This is a genomic window from Pantoea sp. X-Soil-YNGN-844 (assembly GCF_059730595.1).
In genome coordinates this window covers 1970924-1989278 of sequence record NZ_AP036007.1, presented here as the reverse complement: position 1 = coordinate 1989278, position 18355 = coordinate 1970924, and the positions used below count along the sequence as shown (strand labels likewise).

General features: G+C 54.5%; 17 protein-coding genes. 8 read left to right on the top strand and 9 right to left on the bottom strand.

From position 1 onward, the window contains the following. Positions 1-209: 209 nt before the first annotated feature. Positions 210-470: a hypothetical protein gene (locus tag AC6I8C_RS09295; RefSeq protein ID WP_497822270.1), complete on the top strand. Its 261-nt coding sequence runs from the start codon at positions 210-212 to the stop codon at positions 468-470. On the opposite strand, the gene AC6I8C_RS09290 is transcribed toward AC6I8C_RS09295, so the two are convergent. Both AC6I8C_RS09290 and AC6I8C_RS09285 read right to left on the bottom strand, forming a co-directional pair. Further along, positions 463-978 carry an O-acetyl-ADP-ribose deacetylase gene (locus tag AC6I8C_RS09290; protein ID WP_497822269.1) on the bottom strand — a complete coding sequence of 172 codons (516 nt, stop codon included), beginning with the start codon at positions 976-978 and terminating at the stop codon, positions 463-465. The two genes, AC6I8C_RS09295 and AC6I8C_RS09290, sit on opposite strands and share 8 nt — an antisense overlap. Before the next feature lie 314 nt (positions 979-1292). After that, positions 1293-2456, bottom strand: a complete 1164-nt coding sequence (locus tag AC6I8C_RS09285) for a DsbA family protein (protein ID WP_497822268.1) — start codon at positions 2454-2456, stop codon at positions 1293-1295. Positions 2457-2821: 365 nt separating this feature from the next. On the opposite strand from AC6I8C_RS09285, the gene uraH reads away from it, so the two are divergent. Further along, positions 2822-3244, top strand: a complete 423-nt coding sequence (gene uraH / locus AC6I8C_RS09280) for a hydroxyisourate hydrolase (RefSeq protein WP_033732693.1) — start codon at positions 2822-2824, stop codon at positions 3242-3244. Positions 3245-3258: 14 nt separating this feature from the next. Here uraH and AC6I8C_RS09275 read toward each other — a convergent pair whose 3' ends face one another. Continuing rightward, positions 3259-4182 (bottom strand): LysR family transcriptional regulator, encoded by a 924-nt coding sequence (locus AC6I8C_RS09275; protein ID WP_497822267.1) that lies wholly within the window; start codon positions 4180-4182, stop codon positions 3259-3261. A 152-nt stretch (positions 4183-4334) separates the two neighbouring features. On the opposite strand from AC6I8C_RS09275, the gene AC6I8C_RS09270 reads away from it, so the two are divergent. Both AC6I8C_RS09270 and AC6I8C_RS09265 read left to right on the top strand, forming a co-directional pair. Next, the gene (locus tag AC6I8C_RS09270) at positions 4335-5084 is read left to right on the top strand and encodes an SDR family oxidoreductase (protein WP_497822266.1); all 750 of its coding nucleotides are present in this window, start codon (positions 4335-4337) and stop codon (positions 5082-5084) included. A gap of 180 nt (positions 5085-5264) precedes the next feature. After that, the gene (locus AC6I8C_RS09265; RefSeq protein ID WP_497822265.1) at positions 5265-6365 is read left to right on the top strand and encodes an NADH:flavin oxidoreductase/NADH oxidase; all 1101 of its coding nucleotides are present in this window, start codon (positions 5265-5267) and stop codon (positions 6363-6365) included. Positions 6366-6407: 42 nt separating this feature from the next. On the opposite strand, the gene AC6I8C_RS09260 is transcribed toward AC6I8C_RS09265, so the two are convergent. Beyond that, entirely contained in the window at positions 6408-6992 is a 585-nt protein-coding gene (locus tag AC6I8C_RS09260) for an NUDIX domain-containing protein (protein WP_497822264.1), read from the bottom strand. An 83-nt stretch (positions 6993-7075) separates the two neighbouring features. Between AC6I8C_RS09260 and AC6I8C_RS09255 the strand changes: the two genes are divergently transcribed. Further along, positions 7076-7825 (top strand): DeoR/GlpR family DNA-binding transcription regulator, encoded by a 750-nt coding sequence (locus AC6I8C_RS09255; protein WP_497822263.1) that lies wholly within the window; start codon positions 7076-7078, stop codon positions 7823-7825. Here AC6I8C_RS09255 and AC6I8C_RS09250 read toward each other — a convergent pair. Both AC6I8C_RS09250 and AC6I8C_RS09245 read right to left on the bottom strand, forming a co-directional pair. Next, positions 7818-8486 (bottom strand): glutamate racemase, encoded by a 669-nt coding sequence (locus AC6I8C_RS09250; protein ID WP_497822262.1) that lies wholly within the window; start codon positions 8484-8486, stop codon positions 7818-7820. The genes AC6I8C_RS09255 and AC6I8C_RS09250 overlap by 8 nt on opposite strands. Next, on the bottom strand, positions 8468-8866 hold the full coding sequence (locus AC6I8C_RS09245; RefSeq protein ID WP_497822261.1) for a VOC family protein: 399 nt from the start codon (positions 8864-8866) through the stop codon (positions 8468-8470). The genes AC6I8C_RS09250 and AC6I8C_RS09245 overlap by 19 nt, the downstream gene beginning before the upstream one ends. A 408-nt stretch (positions 8867-9274) precedes the next feature. On the opposite strand from AC6I8C_RS09245, the gene curA reads away from it, so the two are divergent. Next, positions 9275-10306, top strand: coding sequence for an NADPH-dependent curcumin/dihydrocurcumin reductase (gene curA, locus AC6I8C_RS09240; protein WP_497822260.1), 1032 nt, complete (start codon positions 9275-9277; stop codon positions 10304-10306). A gap of 254 nt (positions 10307-10560) precedes the next feature. On the opposite strand, the gene AC6I8C_RS09235 is transcribed toward curA, so the two are convergent. Beyond that, on the bottom strand, positions 10561-12918 hold the full coding sequence (locus tag AC6I8C_RS09235) for a membrane-bound PQQ-dependent dehydrogenase, glucose/quinate/shikimate family (protein ID WP_497822259.1): 2358 nt from the start codon (positions 12916-12918) through the stop codon (positions 10561-10563). A gap of 665 nt (positions 12919-13583) precedes the next feature. On the opposite strand from AC6I8C_RS09235, the gene AC6I8C_RS09230 reads away from it, so the two are divergent. After that, positions 13584-14588: a GT-D fold domain-containing glycosyltransferase gene (locus tag AC6I8C_RS09230; RefSeq protein ID WP_497822258.1), complete on the top strand. Its 1005-nt coding sequence runs from the start codon at positions 13584-13586 to the stop codon at positions 14586-14588. A 190-nt stretch (positions 14589-14778) separates the two neighbouring features. Continuing rightward, the gene (locus tag AC6I8C_RS09225; protein ID WP_497822257.1) at positions 14779-16101 is read left to right on the top strand and encodes an MFS transporter; all 1323 of its coding nucleotides are present in this window, start codon (positions 14779-14781) and stop codon (positions 16099-16101) included. Between the two features lie 111 nt (positions 16102-16212). Here AC6I8C_RS09225 and AC6I8C_RS09220 read toward each other — a convergent pair whose 3' ends face one another. Next, positions 16213-17643, bottom strand: coding sequence for a purine-cytosine permease family protein (locus tag AC6I8C_RS09220; RefSeq protein WP_497822256.1), 1431 nt, complete (start codon positions 17641-17643; stop codon positions 16213-16215). Positions 17644-17878: 235 nt separating this feature from the next. Beyond that, on the bottom strand, positions 17879-18334 hold the full coding sequence (locus AC6I8C_RS09215; protein WP_135908821.1) for a winged helix-turn-helix transcriptional regulator: 456 nt from the start codon (positions 18332-18334) through the stop codon (positions 17879-17881). Positions 18335-18355: the final 21 nt, after the last annotated feature.

Below are 18355 nucleotides of genomic sequence, written 5' to 3'. Positions count from 1 at the left end.
ACGGTCTGGTACACCAGGCGTTCGAACAGGCAGCAGTCTCTGAATGAGCCTGAGCAATGCATTCGGTCAGTTGCAGAAGGTAAAGCTTGTTGTCGGCCTGCAAATCTCAGGCAGCAGAGAGAACTGATAAGAAGCGCGCGAGGAGTCGTTGCAGAAACTGTGCCGGGAGGAAAGCCAGTAAACCTTATGATCGTCGCGGACCAGAGAGCGTGGCGCTGAATGCTCAGGCGGGTGTCGTGATGCTTTCAGACAGATTTGCTGCAATGTGGCTAACAGCCAGAATCAACAGAAATGGAGAGCGGGCCAGACAAAATACCGCCAGACTTCAGGATGTAACAATCATGCGCATAATGTATATTATGTTAAATAAGGTATTTAATTCCTTCTTTCAGCCTGCATCTCTTCTGGCAGATTTAGATGCTCTGACGAAAGACGCCTCCCCTGACTTTCGCATGCGAATGATCAGTTAAGCAGCTTAAGATAGAGATCGTAATTCTCTGCATCGAAACAGACTAAGTTAACGTTTTCGAGTGTGTGGTTCTCAGCAATGCAATGTTTAATGACATCTAAGGCAATCGCCGCGGCACGTTCTTTAGGAAAACCATAAATCCCCGTGCTGATATTGGGAAACGAGACCGTTTTAATACCGTGATAGTCGACAAGTTTAAAACAGCTCAGGTAAGCACGTTTTAAAAGTGCATCTTCGTCATGTCGTCCATCGCTCCAGCGTGGGCCAACAGTATGGATGACATAATCCGCAGGCAAATTACCTGCGCCAGTTATAACGGCATCACCGACTTTGCACCCACCCTGACGGTTACGGATCAACTGACACTCCGCCAGAATCACAGGTCCGCCTGCGCGATGGATTGCGCCATCTACACCACCGCCGCCCAGCAACGAAGAATTGGCTGCATTAACAATCGCTTCTGCGGAGACCTTAGTGATGTCACCCTGAATTACAGTTATTTTTTTCATCTGATCCCACCTGTTTACTTTAGTTATATGACCGAACCTGCTGACGTTGCATTTCTCTGTCGTCATCACTGAAAATTTGCAACGCATTCGAATATAGCCTGAATCTGCTGAAGCGAGGCCCAGCCAGTTAAGACGATTTTGTCAACAACTCAGGCACGCAACATAACCTGGCAAATTGATTAAGGGATGCATTGCCAGCGGCCTGTCAATGATGCCAAAACTACGCGGGCTTTCTCAGTCAGCAAAAAACGAAAAATAAAAAGATGCCGCAAGGATTATCACCCTCCTTCCGGCATCCTGATGCGGCCAATGATTTAGTCTCCTGCCTGACCAAAGGCTTTATTAATCGCCGACTGCAACATCTCTTCCATCGCACCGCCCGGGTAAATTGTCACCGTCTCTACGGTCGCACCTGACAGAGGCATAACAATCATTGCCGGCGTTCCCTGAAAACCGGTATTTTTCGCCAGGATATCCGTGTGGGATAATGTGCCAAGCATATCATTGCTTTTTAACTTACCGGCACCGGCTGCAGACACTGCCTTAGTGATATCTTTCTGTGTCAGCGCGCCCTCGACATGACCACTGGCAAAAAGCGCATTGTGGTACTTCATATAGGCATCGCCGCCCTTCTGCTGCCAGATTCGTAATCCGGTTTCGGCCGCCTGGAAAGAGGGTTTCCAGCGATAACCAAAAATGGGCCACTCTTTGAAGATAAAGCGTACCTGAGGATTATTTTTCATCAGCGATTGAATGATGGGCGCCTGTCGGGCACAGACGCTGCATTGATAGTCGAAAAATTCGATAACCGCGACTTTCGCGTCCTCCGGCCCGATGGCAGGCACGGTTTTATCATTCAGCAGTTCGTCCTGATGCTGAATGGCTGCTGTGGTCATCGCTTTCATCTGCTCATCATACTGAATTTTCTGTAGTTTCTGATCCACTTCTATCAGTAATTCAGGATGTTTCAACAGATAAGCTTTCGCCAGCTCACCAATACGCGTTTCCTGTTCTGGCGTAAACGGTGGTTCAGCAGCGGGCGTCTGCGCGGATTTTTGCGTGGCATTCCTATCGGTTACTGCTGGCTGTGGCTCACTCTTCTCTGCCACGGAAGCTGCCTCAGCAGGCGGATTAACAGCCGGTGAAGGCAGATTGCTCTCAGGCTGTGGCTGAACCGGCGCAGAAGCCGCAGCTTCCTGCGATACCGGAGCGGCGCTCGCTTCTGGCACAGCCGCATCGGATGGCTGCTCTGCCGAATCCGGATTGGATGGCGGTGTCGCCACAGAATCATCCGCTTGCTGCGATGCCTCATAAGTTGCTGTAACGGCTGGCGCTTCAGAACTGGCAGGCTGCTGATCAGGCTGGATAAGGGTATTCATAGCGGGATCGGCAGCCGCTGATTCTGCCGCTATTGCCATCGAAACACTGGTAGCTCCAGCCAGTAACATCATGGCCAGCGCCAGTTTATTTATAGTCATTAATTTTCGTCCTGAATGTGGGATCGCTCATTTGTGATGGCGATGTCGGCAGCGCCGCGCTGGGTATTTTCATTAGTGGGTTCTGTAACTCATTGACTTACGTCATATAAAACCGATTTAAGCCCGCTGCCGCCCTGCTTTCTTTGTTGGATTTACAGAAAATTCAAACTGGTGCCTTCGTTTTCTGGCTAGCTATCACCGCACGGATGTCGAGTACTCAATTAATAGAATATTTGTATGATGTAACTAATCTCATCTTTCTCAGAAATTTCACATTTCCCTCGACGAATTATCCCTTTGACCTCAGGCACATTACTCTCTCAGCACTGTCAGCCGACCTCAAACAGTCAATAAAGGAAACATTGATGAAAACTTCATATGCTTTGATTGCTACATTACTGATGACCTCTGGCGCATCCGCTATCGCAGCCCAGCCGGCTGCCGCGAAAAACCCGCTGAGCGTGCATGTTCTTAATCTGCAGACGGGCCAGCCAACAGCCGGTATTGAAGTTGAACTGGATCAGAAACAGCAGGATAACTGGGTGAAGCTGGCGTCAGGCGTCACCGATAACAACGGTCGTATCAGCGCCCTGTTCCCGCAGGACAAAACGGCCAGCGCAGGCAGCTACCGCGTCGTATTTAAAACCGGTGACTTCTATAAAAAGAGCAACCAGAAAACCTTCTTCCCGGAGATCCCGGTTGAGTTCAACATGGAAGCGAACGGCGAGCATTACCATATTCCGTTACTGCTGAGCCCATTTGGTTACTCAACCTATCGCGGCAACTGATGACAGTCCGGCACTCAGGTGCCGGATTCCCACTCTCCCGCGACACGTTCCGGAAAACTGGCCACCAGCCAGTCAATGAAGACCCGTAACCGTTGCGTCACGTGCCGGTTTTGCGGATAGACCAGATGAAACGGATAACCCGCGGGACGCCAGTCGCGCAGGATCTCCACCATCTCACCCCGCCGCAGAATCGACGACAGCGAATAGCTGAACGTCTGAATAATCCCCAGCCCTGCCAGTCCCGCGGCCAGATGCCCGTTACTCTCATTGACGCCAATGCGATGCGCACTGGTGATCTCAACTTTCTCTCCCTGCCGTTCGAACCTTAGTGGAAAGGGTTTACCGGTTAGCGGCGAAAGATAACTCACCAGCCGGTGCCCGTTACGCAATTCATCAGGATAGGCAGGCACGCCAGACGCTTTCAGATAGGCGGGTGTCGCGCAGGTGATCAGCGTGGCGTGACCAATCAGTCGGGCGACCAGTGAAGAGTCAGCCAGAGGACCGCCACGGATCACACAGTCAACGTTACCGCTAATCAGGTTAACCGGGCGATCGGAGACGCCAAGGTCGAGCGTAATGTCAGGATAGCGGGCAAAGAAGTCAGGCAACATCGGGATCAGGATATCCCTCGCGGTCGATCCGCCGATATCGACACGTAAATGCCCGCGCGGCTTACTGCGCAGCGCATTGAAGCAGGCATCGATATCCTCCAGATCGTGCAGGATACGCAATGCCTTCTCATAGTATTCCCGCCCCTCCGCGGTAACGGTCACGCGTCGGGTCGTACGCTGCAGGAGCCTGACGGAGAGATGCGCTTCCAGCTCCTGAACCAGCTTGCTCAGCGTGGCTTTCGGCATGTTCAGCGAGTCCGCCGCGCGGGTAAAACTGCCGCTTTCCACTACCCGTGAAAAGGCTTTAATCGCCAGCAGCTGATCCATTTATGTCCCCTATTATCCACCAGCGTGGATAGTCATTTTCATTTTTGCGGATTTATCCGTCAATCCTGCTCTTTTACAGTAGCCATCAGTCCGGCAGCCCCGCTGACCGGTAAGAGATAAATCTGTCAATGCAACCATTCGGAGAAACGCTAATGAACGCAACACTTGCAGGAAAAATTGCGCTGGTAACAGGCGGAACCAGCGGAATTGGCCTGGCCACCGCACGGGAACTGGCGGCACAGGGCGCGCAGGTATTTATTACCGGCCGGCGTCAGGCGGAACTGGATGCTGCGGTCGCTGAAATCGGCGGAACCGTCAGCGGTATCCGGGCCGATGCCTCTCAATTGCACGATCTCGACAACGTTTACTCCCGCATTGCGGCGCAGGCCGGACGGCTGGATATTCTGTTTGCCAACGCCGGAGGCGGCGACATGCTGCCGCTGGGCGCGATTACTGAAGAGCACGTTGATCGGATCTTTGGCACCAACGTGCGCGGCGTGCTCTTTACGGTGCAGAAAGCCCTGCCTCTGCTGGTTGATGGCGCGTCAGTCATTCTGACCGGGTCAACCGCTGCTTCGCAGGGTACAGCGGCCTTTAGCGTCTACAGTGCCAGTAAAGCGGCGGTGCGCAACTTTGCCCGTTCGTGGGCGCTGGATCTGAAAGATCGCGGCATCCGGGTTAATGTCGTCAGTCCCGGCCCGATCCGCACGCCAGGTCTGGGCGATCTGGTGAGTGAAGATCAGCGTCAGGGCCTGTTTGATGCGCTGGCAGCACAGATACCGCTTAGCCGTCTGGGAGAACCACAGGAAGTGGCCAGCACCGTTGCTTTTCTCGCGTCTGATGCCGCCAGCTTTATCAATGCAACAGAGCTGTTTGTCGATGGCGGAATGGCGCAGGTCTGAGTGCTGATAAAAGACCCTGTTGCGACGGCAGCGGGGTCTGCATCCCGCTGGCTAAGCGCAGCGGTGTACTCAGCTAAGCCCAGCCGCAGTCATAAAAAGTCACGTTGCAATCATCCCGCCCGGTCAATCCCCCGCTATAGTTATTGCCTGTCACGTCCGTCATAACACCATGGAGATAACATGAGCCAACTTTTTTCTTCTGTCTCACTGGGCGAACTTACGCTGGATAACCGCATTGTGATTGCGCCGATGTGCCAGTACTCCGCTGAGGCAGGCAATGCCACTGCCTGGCACCGGATCCATCTTGGCCAGCTCTCGTTTTCCGGCGCGGGTTTGATGATTATCGAAGCCACTGCCGTCGAGGACATTGGTCGTATCTCTCCCGGCGATTTGGGCTTATGGAATGATGACAATGAAGCCGCGCTGAAAACGGTGCTGGAAGATGTGCGCCGCTACTCCTCTATTCCGGTGGGTATTCAGCTTGGCCATGCGGGCCGCAAAGCGTCGTGTGCCGTGCCCTGGGAAGGCGGTAAGCAGATTGCGCCGGATGCCGGCGGCTGGCAGACCGTGGCGCCGTCAGCTGTGAGCTACAGCGAGGGTGAAGTAAAACCGCTGGCGATGAGCATTGACGATCTGCAGCGGGTAAAACAGGCCTTTGTCGACAGCGCCCATCGCGCGGTACGCCTGGGCATTGAGCTGATCGAAGTCCATGCCGCACACGGCTATCTGCTGCATCAGTTCCTGTCGCCGCTGTCGAATCAGCGTAGCGACGAATATGGTGGTTCGCTGGAAAACCGTATGCGCTTCCCGCTGGAGGTGTTCAAAGCCGTCCGTGAAGCCGTACCCGCGTCCGTGCCAGTAGGCGTGCGCATTTCCGCTACGGACTGGGTCGAAGGCGGCTGGGAAATCGAGCAGTCGATCGCCTTCTCACGTGAGCTGGAAGCGCTGAACTGCGCCTATATCCACGTCTCAAGTGGGGGGCTGTCGGAAGATCAGAAAATCAGCGTCGGGCCAAACTATCAGGTGCCGTTCTCTCGCGATATCCGTGAACAGGTGTCGATTCCGGTGATTGCGGTTGGCCTGATTACTGAACCGCAGCAGGCGGAAGATGTGCTTCAGCAGGGCGATGCCGATCTGGTCGCTCTGGCGCGTGGTATTCTCTACGATCCGCGCTGGCCGTGGCATGCTGCTGCCGCACTGGATGGTAAAGTTCAGGTTCCGCCGCAGTATCTGCGTTCTGAACCGCACGATGTTAAAGGCATTCTGACGCAGGATCAGTAAGCTTTACGGGCAGAACGCATAAACGGCGCTCTGCCCGCTTTCTTATAAAATGCCTTTGAGGCGCAGATGCTGCAGCAGCATGATGGTCTTAGCATCCACAATCTCACCCTGGTCTATCGCCTGCAACGCCTGGTCTAAACCGATCTCCAGCACCTCGATATCCTCACCCTCTTCCGCTATCCCGCCGCCTTCCCCGCTGCGCTGCTGGTCGTCATACTCAGCAATAAAGAAGTAGAGCTTCTCCGTCACCGAACCGGGGCTCATAAAGGCTTCAAACACCTTCTCAACGCGGCTGACACGAAAACCCGTCTCCTCTTCCGCTTCAGCAACAATGCGCGCTTCCGGTGAGGCGTTATCCAGCAGGCCCGCAGCCGCTTCAATCAGAAAGCCATTATGTCCGTTGAGGAAAACCGGAAAGCGAAACTGCCGGGTCAGCACTACCGTGCGTTTGTCACGGTTGTAGAGCAGGATGACCACGCCGTTTCCCCGGTCATATGCTTCACGGCTCTGCTCCTGCCACTGGCCGTCACGGCGCAGCAGCGAGAAGGTATATTTCTTCAGGGTATACCAGTTATCTGACAGCAACTGCTCACTGATGATGCGCACTCGGGATTGGTTCGGCTGCATGGTGCTCTCCAGGATAAGTAGACAGCCCACACGCTATCATGCACAATCGTGCATATTCAAGAAAAAACACGCAAAGGACAGAGATGCTATCCAGCCAGCGTAAACAGAAAATCCTTGCCCTGCTCGCTCAGGAAAAACAGGTGCAGTCGCGCGACCTCAGCCAGCGTTTTAACCTCTCTGAGGACTCTATCCGCCGTGACTTGCGTGAGCTGGCGGCGGAAGGTTTATTGCAGCGGGTGCATGGCGGTGCACTGCCGGTTTCCGCTGCGCTGGGCACCTTTGAAACACGCAAAAGCGTGCAGACTGCGTCAAAGCAGATCATTGCCCAAAAGGCGGTTTCGCTGATCCAGCCGGGACAGATCGTACTGATTGATGGCGGGACCACCAGCGCGGAACTGGTGCGACAGTTACCCGCAACGCTGAGCTTTACCGCCGTCACCCACAGTCCCAGCGTGGCGCTGGCATTAGCCGATCATCCACTGGTGGAGATCATACTGGTTGGCGGACAGCTCTATAAGCATTCAGTGGTGACCGTGGGCGCGGCGATGCTGGAGTCGATCAACCACATTAATGCCGATCTCTTTTTTATGGGCGTGACCGGTGTGCATCCGGCTGCCGGACTGACTACCGGCAATTTCGAAGAGGCGACGGTGAAGCGTGCGCTGGCAGGACGTGCAGCAGAAACCGTGGTGCTGGCGTCAGCCGAAAAGCTGAATTCTGCCTCAGCTTTTGCCATTGGCGACTTGTCGCTGGCCAGCACGCTGGTTGTAGAAACGCAGCCGGACGACGCGCTGCAACAGGCTCTGAGCAAGCATAACGTAACGATCATCTGAGATCGTAGCAAGCCTGCAAAGCCAGATGCGGACCGGTCAGCGGGCGCCGGGGCGCGGGAAACTGCCGGGCAACAGGCGTCATTGAGCTTTGCGCCAAAGCCACCGCAACGGCGCCCTGCTGATACGCCTGCTCTGCGGCTGCCGCAATCAGGGCAAAATAGCGTGTTGTGTCCCCCGCTTTAAACGCCGCCCATGCGTCCTCCACCAGCGCAATCTCTGTCTGGCTGCCGTGCTGGCAGAAGAGCGCCCGCGTCGCCGCCAGCGTTGATTCTGCCGCACAGAGCGCCACCGTCGGCCCCGTATGACGCTGCAGCGCCGCCGCTAACATGCCGTCGGTGCGCATGACACGATCCTGCACGGAGAAATCATCGGCAACCGGTCCCAGCGTGGAACAGGTAATCAGTACGGCATCAAACTGCGGCAGCATTGCTTTGATCAGTTGCGCGATACGGCAGCGTAACTCCGCCGTCATCCCGCCGCTGCGTTCCGCCTCGGCCACCAGCGAAGGCATCACCAGGTGATTTAGCGGCGAGTTGTCACGTCCTAATGTTGTGGCGGCATCATCAAAGATCGCGATATTGCTGGCAGCGGTGTGGAAGCAAAGAATATTCAGGGTGAGTTCCTTTTCTGATGGGTGCAGGGTCAGCGTGTGGGTTGCCACAAGCCATGCTGGATAACGACACGATAACCATCCTTGTCGATAAATGTCACGCCCCGCTGATCCCAGTAAGGATTAAAGGATGGCACTCTTTGGAAGCCTGCGTCATCCATACAGGTACAACGAAACAGCCAGTCTGGCTGGTGGGGAATGTAAAGCACCAGCAGATCGTCTTCCGTTGGCGCTGGCCGGACGGGATGGGTATGACAGAGTGTGAATTCGAGATGCCAGCCCAATCCCTCCGCGCCCAGCATCACACCACTAAAACCCTCATGATCGGTAAACTCACCGATTTCCTGCAACCCCAGCCCGTGGCAATAGATCTGACTGCTTTGTTTCAGATCAGTCACGGGTCGGGCAATACGCAAATGCTGAATAGTCATGGTTCTCTCCCTGTTCAGTTCACTGATCTTTATCACACTATTCAGCGCTTCCTGTGATCCTGGATGCTAACAACCGCCCAGGCAGTTCCATCAAACGACCGTATTTGCAAATGACGCATTGCTTCCGCTTTACGCTCAGTGGTGTTCACTTCGTACACTCTGTCATGAGGCGGATGCTGTAAAACCCGGTCACAGAATCGTTTTAACTTTTCTGTTTCGGCAATCGCAAAACAGGCCCTTGCCCGGTAAATGTTGTGATGACGCGTAATCAGGAGCTTCAGCCAGCTCATCCGCAAAATCGGCTTACCGCTCACAGCGCTAAACGCAATATCACCGCAGTCATCTACACTTTCCCGGTATTCATACGGCAATGCCCTGTGCATCGCCCGGCTATAAAAGGAAGACAATATGACTGAACAAGCAACCCAGAACCATGCCTGGTTACTGGCTTCACGCCCTCACGGTGAGCCGACCAAAGAGAATTTCCGCCATGTGGCGCAGCCCATCCCGGAAATCAAAGAAGGCGAAGTGCTGCTGAAGACTATCTACCTCTCACTCGATCCCTACATGCGTGGCCGGATGGACGACGGTAAATCTTACGCCGCGCCGGCAGAGCTGGATCAGCCAATGGTCGGTGGCACCGTCTGTCAGGTCGTCGAATCGAAAAACAACGATTTTAAAACCGGTGACTGGGTACTGGCGCAGAGTGGCTGGCAGGAGTATGCCGTCTCCGATGGCAAAGAGATTGCGAAGCTGGGCAACGATCTGCCGCATCCGTCATGGGCGCTGGGCATTCTCGGCATGCCAGGCTTTACCGCCTATATGGGTCTGATGGATATCGGTCAGCCGAAAGCGGGTGAAACCCTGGTCGTCGCCGCGGCAACCGGTCCGGTAGGCGCAACAGTGGGTCAGTTAGGTAAGCAGAAAGGCTGTCGTGTCGTCGGTGTCGCAGGCGGTGAAGAGAAATGCCGTTATGCGGTCGATACGCTGGGCTTTGATGCCTGCCTCGATCACCACAGTGCCGACTTTGAAGAGCAGCTGAAAAACGCCTGCCCGGATGGCATCGATATCTACTTCGAAAACGTCGGTGGCAAAGTGTTTGATGCCGTGTTCCCGCTGCTGAACACCGCGGCGCGCGTGCCGGTCTGTGGCCTGGTCTCCGCTTACAGCCAGCGCGAACTGCCTGAAGGCCCGGACAGAACCTCACTGATCATGGCGGGCATTCTGAAGCGCCGTATCCGTATGCAGGGCTTTATCATCTTCCAGGATTACGGCGACCGTTATCCAGAGTTCCTGGAGGCGATGCGTCCTATGGTGGAGAGCAAAAAAATCCACTATCGCGAGCACATGATTGAAGGGTTAGAGAACGCACCACAGGCGTTTATCGATATGCTGAATGGCAAAAACTTCGGTAAAACCGTGGTGAACGTCGGCGCATAATGGTTAGCGTGCCACGTCACTGACGTGGCACGCTGCGTTGAATGCAGTATCCCTATACCCGCAGTGTGACCTCTCCGGCCTCAGGCCCGCGCGTAGCCCAAAGACTCTCCCGCAAATCAGGCACGCCTGTCGCTGACGACGCTTAGCATTAAATGTATTCAGAAAATAAAAGTGAAGATGTGATATCGCAGGAAAGTTAGCCAGGAGAACGCGTAATAACGCTGAGCGCCAGGGCGGCGCTCAGCAGGTCATAATTACTTCAGACGGAACGCGACAACGCTGTCGCCCGCCGTGGTGCCAAGCGAGCCGTGGCCACCTGCGGCAATCACCACATACTGCTTACCATCTTTGCCCATAAAGGTAGATGGCGTGGCCTGTGCACCCGCGCTCAGTTCCGTCTGCCACAGTAGCTCACCGGTAGTGCTGTCGTAAGCACGGAAGAAGTTATCTGCCGTTGCGCCGTGGAACACCAGATCACCCGCCGTCAGCAGCGGTCCGCCGTGCGCCACCATCCCCATAGGGAAACCGAGCGGGAAGCGGCCAGGCAGGAAGCTGGTCTTGAGGTTTTTGGTGGTGCCAACGCGACGCAGCCATTCGGTTTTGCCGGTGGTCAGATCCACACCCACCATCCGTCCCCACGGTGGCGCGATGCAGGGAATACCCAGACCCGACGCCATCTGCTGAATGTGGATAGCGTAGTCACCGTGGAAATTCTCATTCCAGTACGGTGTGCCATCTTTGGTGAAGGTACGCTGGGTTTCGGTTTCCGGCGTGCGCTTGATCAGGTTGTACTTGTAGGCCAGGCGCACCGGTGCCGCAATCAGCATCTGACGCTGCGGATCAACAGCCACGGAACCCCAGTTAAACACCCCGATATTGCCCGGGAAGATCAGCGAGCCTTTCTCGGTTGGCGGTGTCCACGGGTTACCGTCATAACGCAGCTCACGGAAGGTCGTGCGGCAGGCCATCTGGTCAAACGGCGTAATGCCCCACATCGACTTCTCAGTCAGCGGCTGCGGAATGAAGTTCAGGCTGGAGACCGGCTGGGTCGCCGCGTACTGCTCGCCCTTAATGCCATCGGTAGAGACCTTAACCTGCTCTACCGGGTAAACCGGCTCACCGGTCAGGCGGTTCAGCACAAACAGATTGCCGGTTTTGGTCGGCAGGATCACCGCCGGTTGCGGTTTGCCCTGATAGTTGATGTCTACCAGCGACGGCTGTGATGGGTTATCGCGATCCCACAGGTCGTGGTTCGAACTCTGATAACGCCATTTGAACGCGCCGGTTTTCAGATCCAGTGCCACCAGCGCATCACGGAATTTTTCGGTGTTGCTGGCAGGATCGCGTTCAATCCCCACTTCATCCGGCGAGGCGTTACCAAACGGCACATAAACCAGGCCGTTTTTCAGGTCGGCGCTAAGGGTGGCCCAGGCAACCGGGGTATCCTGCGGATACGTTGCGCCTGCGGCGACCGGTGCGGTGTTATCCGGATTTGCCGGATCGAAGTTCCACACCAGATGACCCGTAACGGCATCATAGGCACGGATCACACCCGATGGGTTGCCGCTGTTGAAGCCGTTATCCATCACCGAACCGCCAACGATCACCAGATTGCCTGCCACCAGTGGCGCGGCAGTCTGCATCAGCGCGTGCGGACGCACCTCGCCCATGTTGGCGCGCAGGTTTACCACGCCGTTGTCACCAAAGTCAGCACACGGCTTGCCGGTGTCGGCATCCAGCGCCAGCAGGCGGGCATCGGTGGTCGCATTAAAGATCCGTTTACGGCAGATAGCCGGGGATGCGCCTGCCTGCTGCTCCGCCTGCTGACCGGCATCAAAGTAGCTCACGCCACGGCAGGTCTGGTGCTGCTGCAGGTAAGAGCGGTTTTTATCCGGCGCTGTTTTCCACTTCACCGCACCGGTTTCCGGATCAAGAGCATGAACCTCGTTATGCGGTGTACAGAGGTAGAGCATGCCGTTGGCTTTCAGCGGCGTCGCCTCAAAGGTGTACTCGGTTGCATCATCACCCTGGCGCAGATCGCCGGTGTGGTAGGTCCAGGCCACTTCCAGATCTTTGACGTTATCTTTAGTGATCTGCTTCAGTGCCGAGAAACGCTGGCCATCGGTGGTCCCGCCATAGGCGTTCCACTCTTCAGCAGCACCGCCGGTCGCGGAACTGTTACGTTGGGTATTGATGGTGCCCTGTTGCGGTAGCGGATCGTAGAAGCAGAGGCCAATCACCAGCAGCACCATCAGCACCACGGAGCCGCCAAGGAAAGGATGGAAGCGACGCTGTCCCTGATAGAGAGGACGAACCACCCACGGCAGAGCCAGCCAGAGACCCAGCACGCCAAACAGGTCGCCGCGTGGGATCCACTGCCACTTATCGAAGCCCACTTCCCAGATCGTCCAGAACAGCGTAACCCACATCAGCAGCGCATACAGCGTCAGTGCACTGCGTTTGTTCATCATCAGCAGAATCGCGCTGAGCACAACGCCCACACCCATCAACGCATAGAACGCGCTGCCTCCTGCAAGCAGAAGTTGTCCTCCCATATAAATCAGGGCGATAGCCAATATCACCATGATTACACTGGTTATTTTATTTATCATGATCCATCCTCGGGTCATTAGCGGTCATCAGAAAGTTAAACTGGAAACATAAATTCAACGAGATCTTAACTTACGTGAGAAATATGTAAAAACGTGTATAAGCGTAACCCATTAAAAATATTTATTAATAATGTCGACTGCAGGGGCGATGAGACCGCTTTATTTACTTTCCTAAGGGGCAAATACGCGATATTCATCACAAAAAATTAACGATAGGCCGTGAGTTATCGCACCTTTTGTTCAAAGACGAAAAATTAACAGACCAGCCGCGCTTCATGAACGCCAGCTTAAGGGTGACCAGACAGGGATAATGAGTGTCAAATAAGCATAATGGTTTATTAACGTCTTGCTGCAACAACTCTTAATGCTAAAATCAGAAAACGTAGTGCGCTGCTGTTTTAAACCGTCCGGTTATCAGTGCTCATGCGGTTTCAATGATTTTCAGATTATTAATTCTGGCAATTGACTTTGCTCTGCCATTATTTTTTAGCGCTGACTTCGGTAAGAAATAGATTAATAATGAAAGAGATCCTGGTGAATAAAACGATTTCAGATATTCCGTAGCCCGACCCGACTTTTATCTGTGATATATATCATCACTCTTATAAAAATTTATCCGGCCAGCAGGCGGGATTTTCACTGGCAGCAATAACCTAAGGATAATTATGTCCGCACTTAATGCTATTTATCGTAAGTTTCGTTTCCCGTTTAAATTTATTAATGCGGCCATTCGCTATCCTGCCGCGCAGGCACGGGTTAAACGTTATTCCGTCATGTCGATAGAAGAAACTATCGATCTGCTATTACGTAAACCGCAATTATCACTGGCCCGTTACGGCGACGGGGAACTGGAGATGACCTGGTATAAAAACATTGGTTTTCAGCCATTTGACCCAAAACTGTCGGCAAGGCTTAAGGCGCTGCTGCAGCAGGCGACCCAGGACAACCCGAACTGTCTGATTTGCCTGCCAGATGCTTTTCGCACCACCCGCAATATGAAAAATGGATCGGCCCTGTTCTGGTTCTTCCATAAATCATTTTACTTTAAACATTATGATGCTCTGCTGAATCATCAGTACCAGTATGGCAATACCTCCGTTACCCGCCCTTATCACGATTATAAAACCAAACAATTATCCAGGACGATATTCGATAAATTTAAACAGCTCTACCAGGGTCGCCGGGTATTAATTGTTGAAGGCAGTGGCACACGTCTGGGATTAGGCAATAATTTACTGGAGGGGGCCAGTGAAATTAAACGCATTACGACGCTGAACCGTAATGCTTTTTCCGTTTATGATCGTCTCTTCGATACGGTATTAGTGAATGCAGTCAACTTTGACCTGGTCTTAATTTCTTTAGGCCCGACGGCAACCGTGCTGGCTTATGATTTAAGTCAGCGCGGAATTCGCTGTATCGATAGCGGCCATGTCGACATTGAATATGAATGGATGCTGGCCAGTGCCACCAGCAAAGTAAAAGTGGCAGGAAAAAATGTTAATGAAGCGGGCGTGCTGCTGAGTGAACAGACAACAGTCGCTGATGCGACGTATCAGCGGCAGATTTTGCAGCACGTTGGTGAAACGCCACAGGATAAAACCATGGCAGAAACGGAAGTGGTGGTTATCCCACTGCCCCACGTCAGCAGCACCCATCATAACGCTGCCTGAGGTTCACCATCGACAGGCAATGACTGCACCGCATTGATGCGCAGGCGAATAATTAGCGGGATCAGTTAACCCGTTAAGCGCAGGCTCAGCAGCCCGCAGCCTCTGTCAGCAATGGTTTTGCCGGATGAACCTCTTTTCCGGCATTAATTTTGCTTCGGCTCTCCTGAGAAACTTAATCAGGAGACGTGAGATGACATCCAGCCGTTACCGTTACACCATATTTTCACTGCTGTTCCTGATCGCCCTGATCAATTACATCGATCGCGGCGCCCTGTCATTTGCGGCCAACGCCATAGCGGCGGAGTACCACTTCAGCAAAGTCCAGCTCGGCGCGGTGCTGGGTTACTTTGGCTTCGGTTATCTGTTTGGTTCGCTGTGTGGCGGCTTCCTTGCCGACCGTATCGGCACGAAGAAAGTCTGGCTGCTGGCTGGTGTGCTCTGGTCGTTGCTGGAGATCGCCACCGCCTGGGCCGGTGAACTGGGCATGGCGCTGTTTGGCGGCTCCGCCATTATGGGCTTTGCGGCCCTGCGCATCCTGTTTGGTTTTTCTGAAGGCCCGGCCTATGCGCTGATGAACAAGGCGATTGCCCACTGGGCACCCGACAATGAGCGTGGCTTCGCGCTGGGTATCGGCCTGCTCTCAACCCAGGTTGGCGCGCTGCTGACCGCCCCGATCGCGGTTGGCCTGCTGCTGCTGACCCATGACTGGCGCATGATGTTTATCCTGCTCGGTGTGTTCTCCCTGCTGGCGATGGCGCTGTTTGCCCGCACCTTCAGCGACAGTCCGGAAAAGAGCCCTCACACCAGCGCGGCTGAACGCGCACTGATCCAGAACGGTCAGCGCCGCAGCACAGGCGACAGCGTCTCCCTGCCCTGGTGGCGCTTTTTTACCAGCCGCACGCTGGTCTGCAACGCGCTGGGCTACTTCTCCTTCCTCTACATCACCTTTACCCTGGTGACCTGGATGCCGAAGTATCTGCAGGATAATTTCCATTACGACCTGCACTCGCTGTGGTACGTGGCGATGATCCCCTGGAGTGGTGCCTGCATCACCGTGCTGCTGGGCGGTCGTATTGCCGATGCTCTGCTGGCCCGCTTCGGCAACCTGCGGCTGGCGCGCAATCTGTTTGCGGCGGTCACGCTGTGCGGCACCGCCTGCTGCTTTATGGCGATCCCCTACGTGCAGTCGGCTGCCGGGATTATCGCACTGATGACGCTGGGCAATGCGCTGAATGCGCTGGTGAATAATGTCTACTGGTCGGTAGTGATTGATGTCACCCCGAAAGCGTCGGTCGGCACCTACAGCGGCATGACGCTGGCCATAGCCAACCTGGCGGCAATTATCTCTCCGATGCTCTGCGGCTGGCTGGCGGAATATTACGGTTACAACGCGATGTTTACCGTCACTGCAGTCATCGCCTTCGGTAGCATGCTGGCGATGACGCTGCTGCAGCCAGAAAAGCCGCTGGTGGCTGAAGCGCAGACTGGCGCGGCCGATGTTTCAGCGGCCTAATCTCAGGCAGGAAGATTCCCTGGCATGACGGATTGCGCCTTAGCCTGACACCCTGCCGATCACACATTCAGCCCGGAACAAAAGCCGCCTTTCATGGCGGCTTTTGCCTTTTTATCTAGCGGTATAGATTGACTGTTCAGGTCTGCCACGGCGATCCCAGCGGCTGGCGAATAGCCATAACAGCGCCGTCGCAAACCAGCCGATGATCCACGAGACATCATTGCCGGCAAAAATCCAGGTCAGCGAGCCATGGTGCAGCGGATTATCAATAAACGGCAGTTGTACCAGCACGCCCAGGAAATAGACGGTGATACCGGCCAGATTCCAGCGTCCATAGCGTCCATCCGGCTGCGACAGTGCCGGGACATCGACCCTGCCTTTAGTGAGCAGATAGAAATCGGTCAGGCTGATCGCGCTCCAGGGCACAAAGAAAGCCAGCAGGAAGAGCAGGAAGTGAGTGAAGGATTTCAGGAAGGCCGGTTCACTGAGCAGAGCAATAACGCAGGCCAGCGCCACCATCAGCACCACAAACAGAATGCGTGCGCCCCGACTCAGCGTGGTTTGCTGCCGGAAGCCAGACACGATGGTCGTCAGTGACATAAAACTGCCGTACGCATTCAGCGTGGTAAAGGTGATTTTCCCGAAGCAAATCGCAAAATAAATCACCATCGCCATGGTTGCCGTGCTGCCCATGCTCACGATGTAACCCACCTCATTACCTGCAAACGCACTACCGGCAATAGCCGCGACGATCACCCCCAGCGTCATTGAAGCCTGGGTGCCAAGCACGGTGCCGAAAAAGACCGCGCTGAACAGTTTCTTTGCAGAGACATCCGCCGGCAGATAGCGTGAATAGTCCGAGACATAGGGACAGAAAGCAATCTGCCATGAGGAAGAAAGGGAGACCGCCAGCAGGAAATTCGCTACGGTAAAGTGCTGATTCTGCCAGACGGCGGATAAATCATGCACAGAAAACAGCGTGATAAACAGATAAGCAAAGGCTAAAACGCCGATAACGCTCGCCACTTTCCCCAGCTGATGGATGACACGATAACCCAGCACCGCAATGATCACGATGAGGATGCTGAACAGGATCATTCCGGCTGAATTGCTGACATGGATAAGTTTAGCCAGCGCCTGTCCCGCTAACACTGTCCCACTGGCTGAAAACCCCACATACATCATGCAGACCAGCACCAGCGGAATAACGGCACCAAACACGCCAAACTGCATACGGCTGGTGATCATCTGCGGTAAACCCAGGCGCGGGCCCTGAATAGCATGTAAAGACATGATCGCTGCACCCAGAATCTGACCCACCAGTAAGCCAATGAGCGACCATACAACGTCGCCACCCAGTACCACGGCCAGTGCACCCGTGACAATGGCCGTGATCTGCAGGTTGCCCCCAAACCAGAGCGTAAACTGGCTAAAGGGATGACCATGGCGTTCGCGCAACGGGATGTAATCAATGGAACGGGTTTCTGACAGGCGCTGTTTCTCTGCGCCTGAATAGTCTGCTGCAGATGTTTTGACCGACATAGATTCCTCGCTGAAACAGTGAGAGACGCGTTAACTGAAAAGGTGAAGTGCCCGGCTCAGGGTTGAAGGTACATGTCTATACAATCAGCGAGAATGTCATGCACGTCGGCAAGTTACAAGGCAACCTGTCATTGGAAAATGTGATGATATCGACAGGCTGACAATCATGATCGGGACGTGTGGAATGTCAGGCCAGCCAGATTCAGAGAGTGCAGAGGCAGAAATCCTCTGACAGTTAACCTTCCGCGACTACCCGCTGGCGATGACAGTCGGCCGGGTCCAGTTTTTGCCCCGTTGAGGAACAGACCTCCAGGCGCGGCAGCGGCTTGCCTTCTGCATTATCCAGCAGCACCGAGTGCGTCTCGCCCTTCTCAAACAGATAGCGCTCGCCCCACTGGCGCATAGCCACTACCACCGGAAACAGCGCACGACCTCTCTCAGTCAGGACATATTCGTTGTAGGCGCTGCCATCGGAGGCTGGCGCAATCTCAAATACCCCCATCTCCACCAGCTGCTTAAGGCGCGACGCCAGGATATTTTTTGCCAGCCCCAGATTGCGCTGAAAATCACTGAATCGGCGGACGTCATCAAAGGCTTCACGCACGATCATCATGCACCAGCGTTCCCCAATTGATTCCAGGGTTCTGGCAACCGGGCACTCGCTGGTTCTCAGGGATTCCTGCTTAGCCATACTCTTCTCTCACTTTGTCTG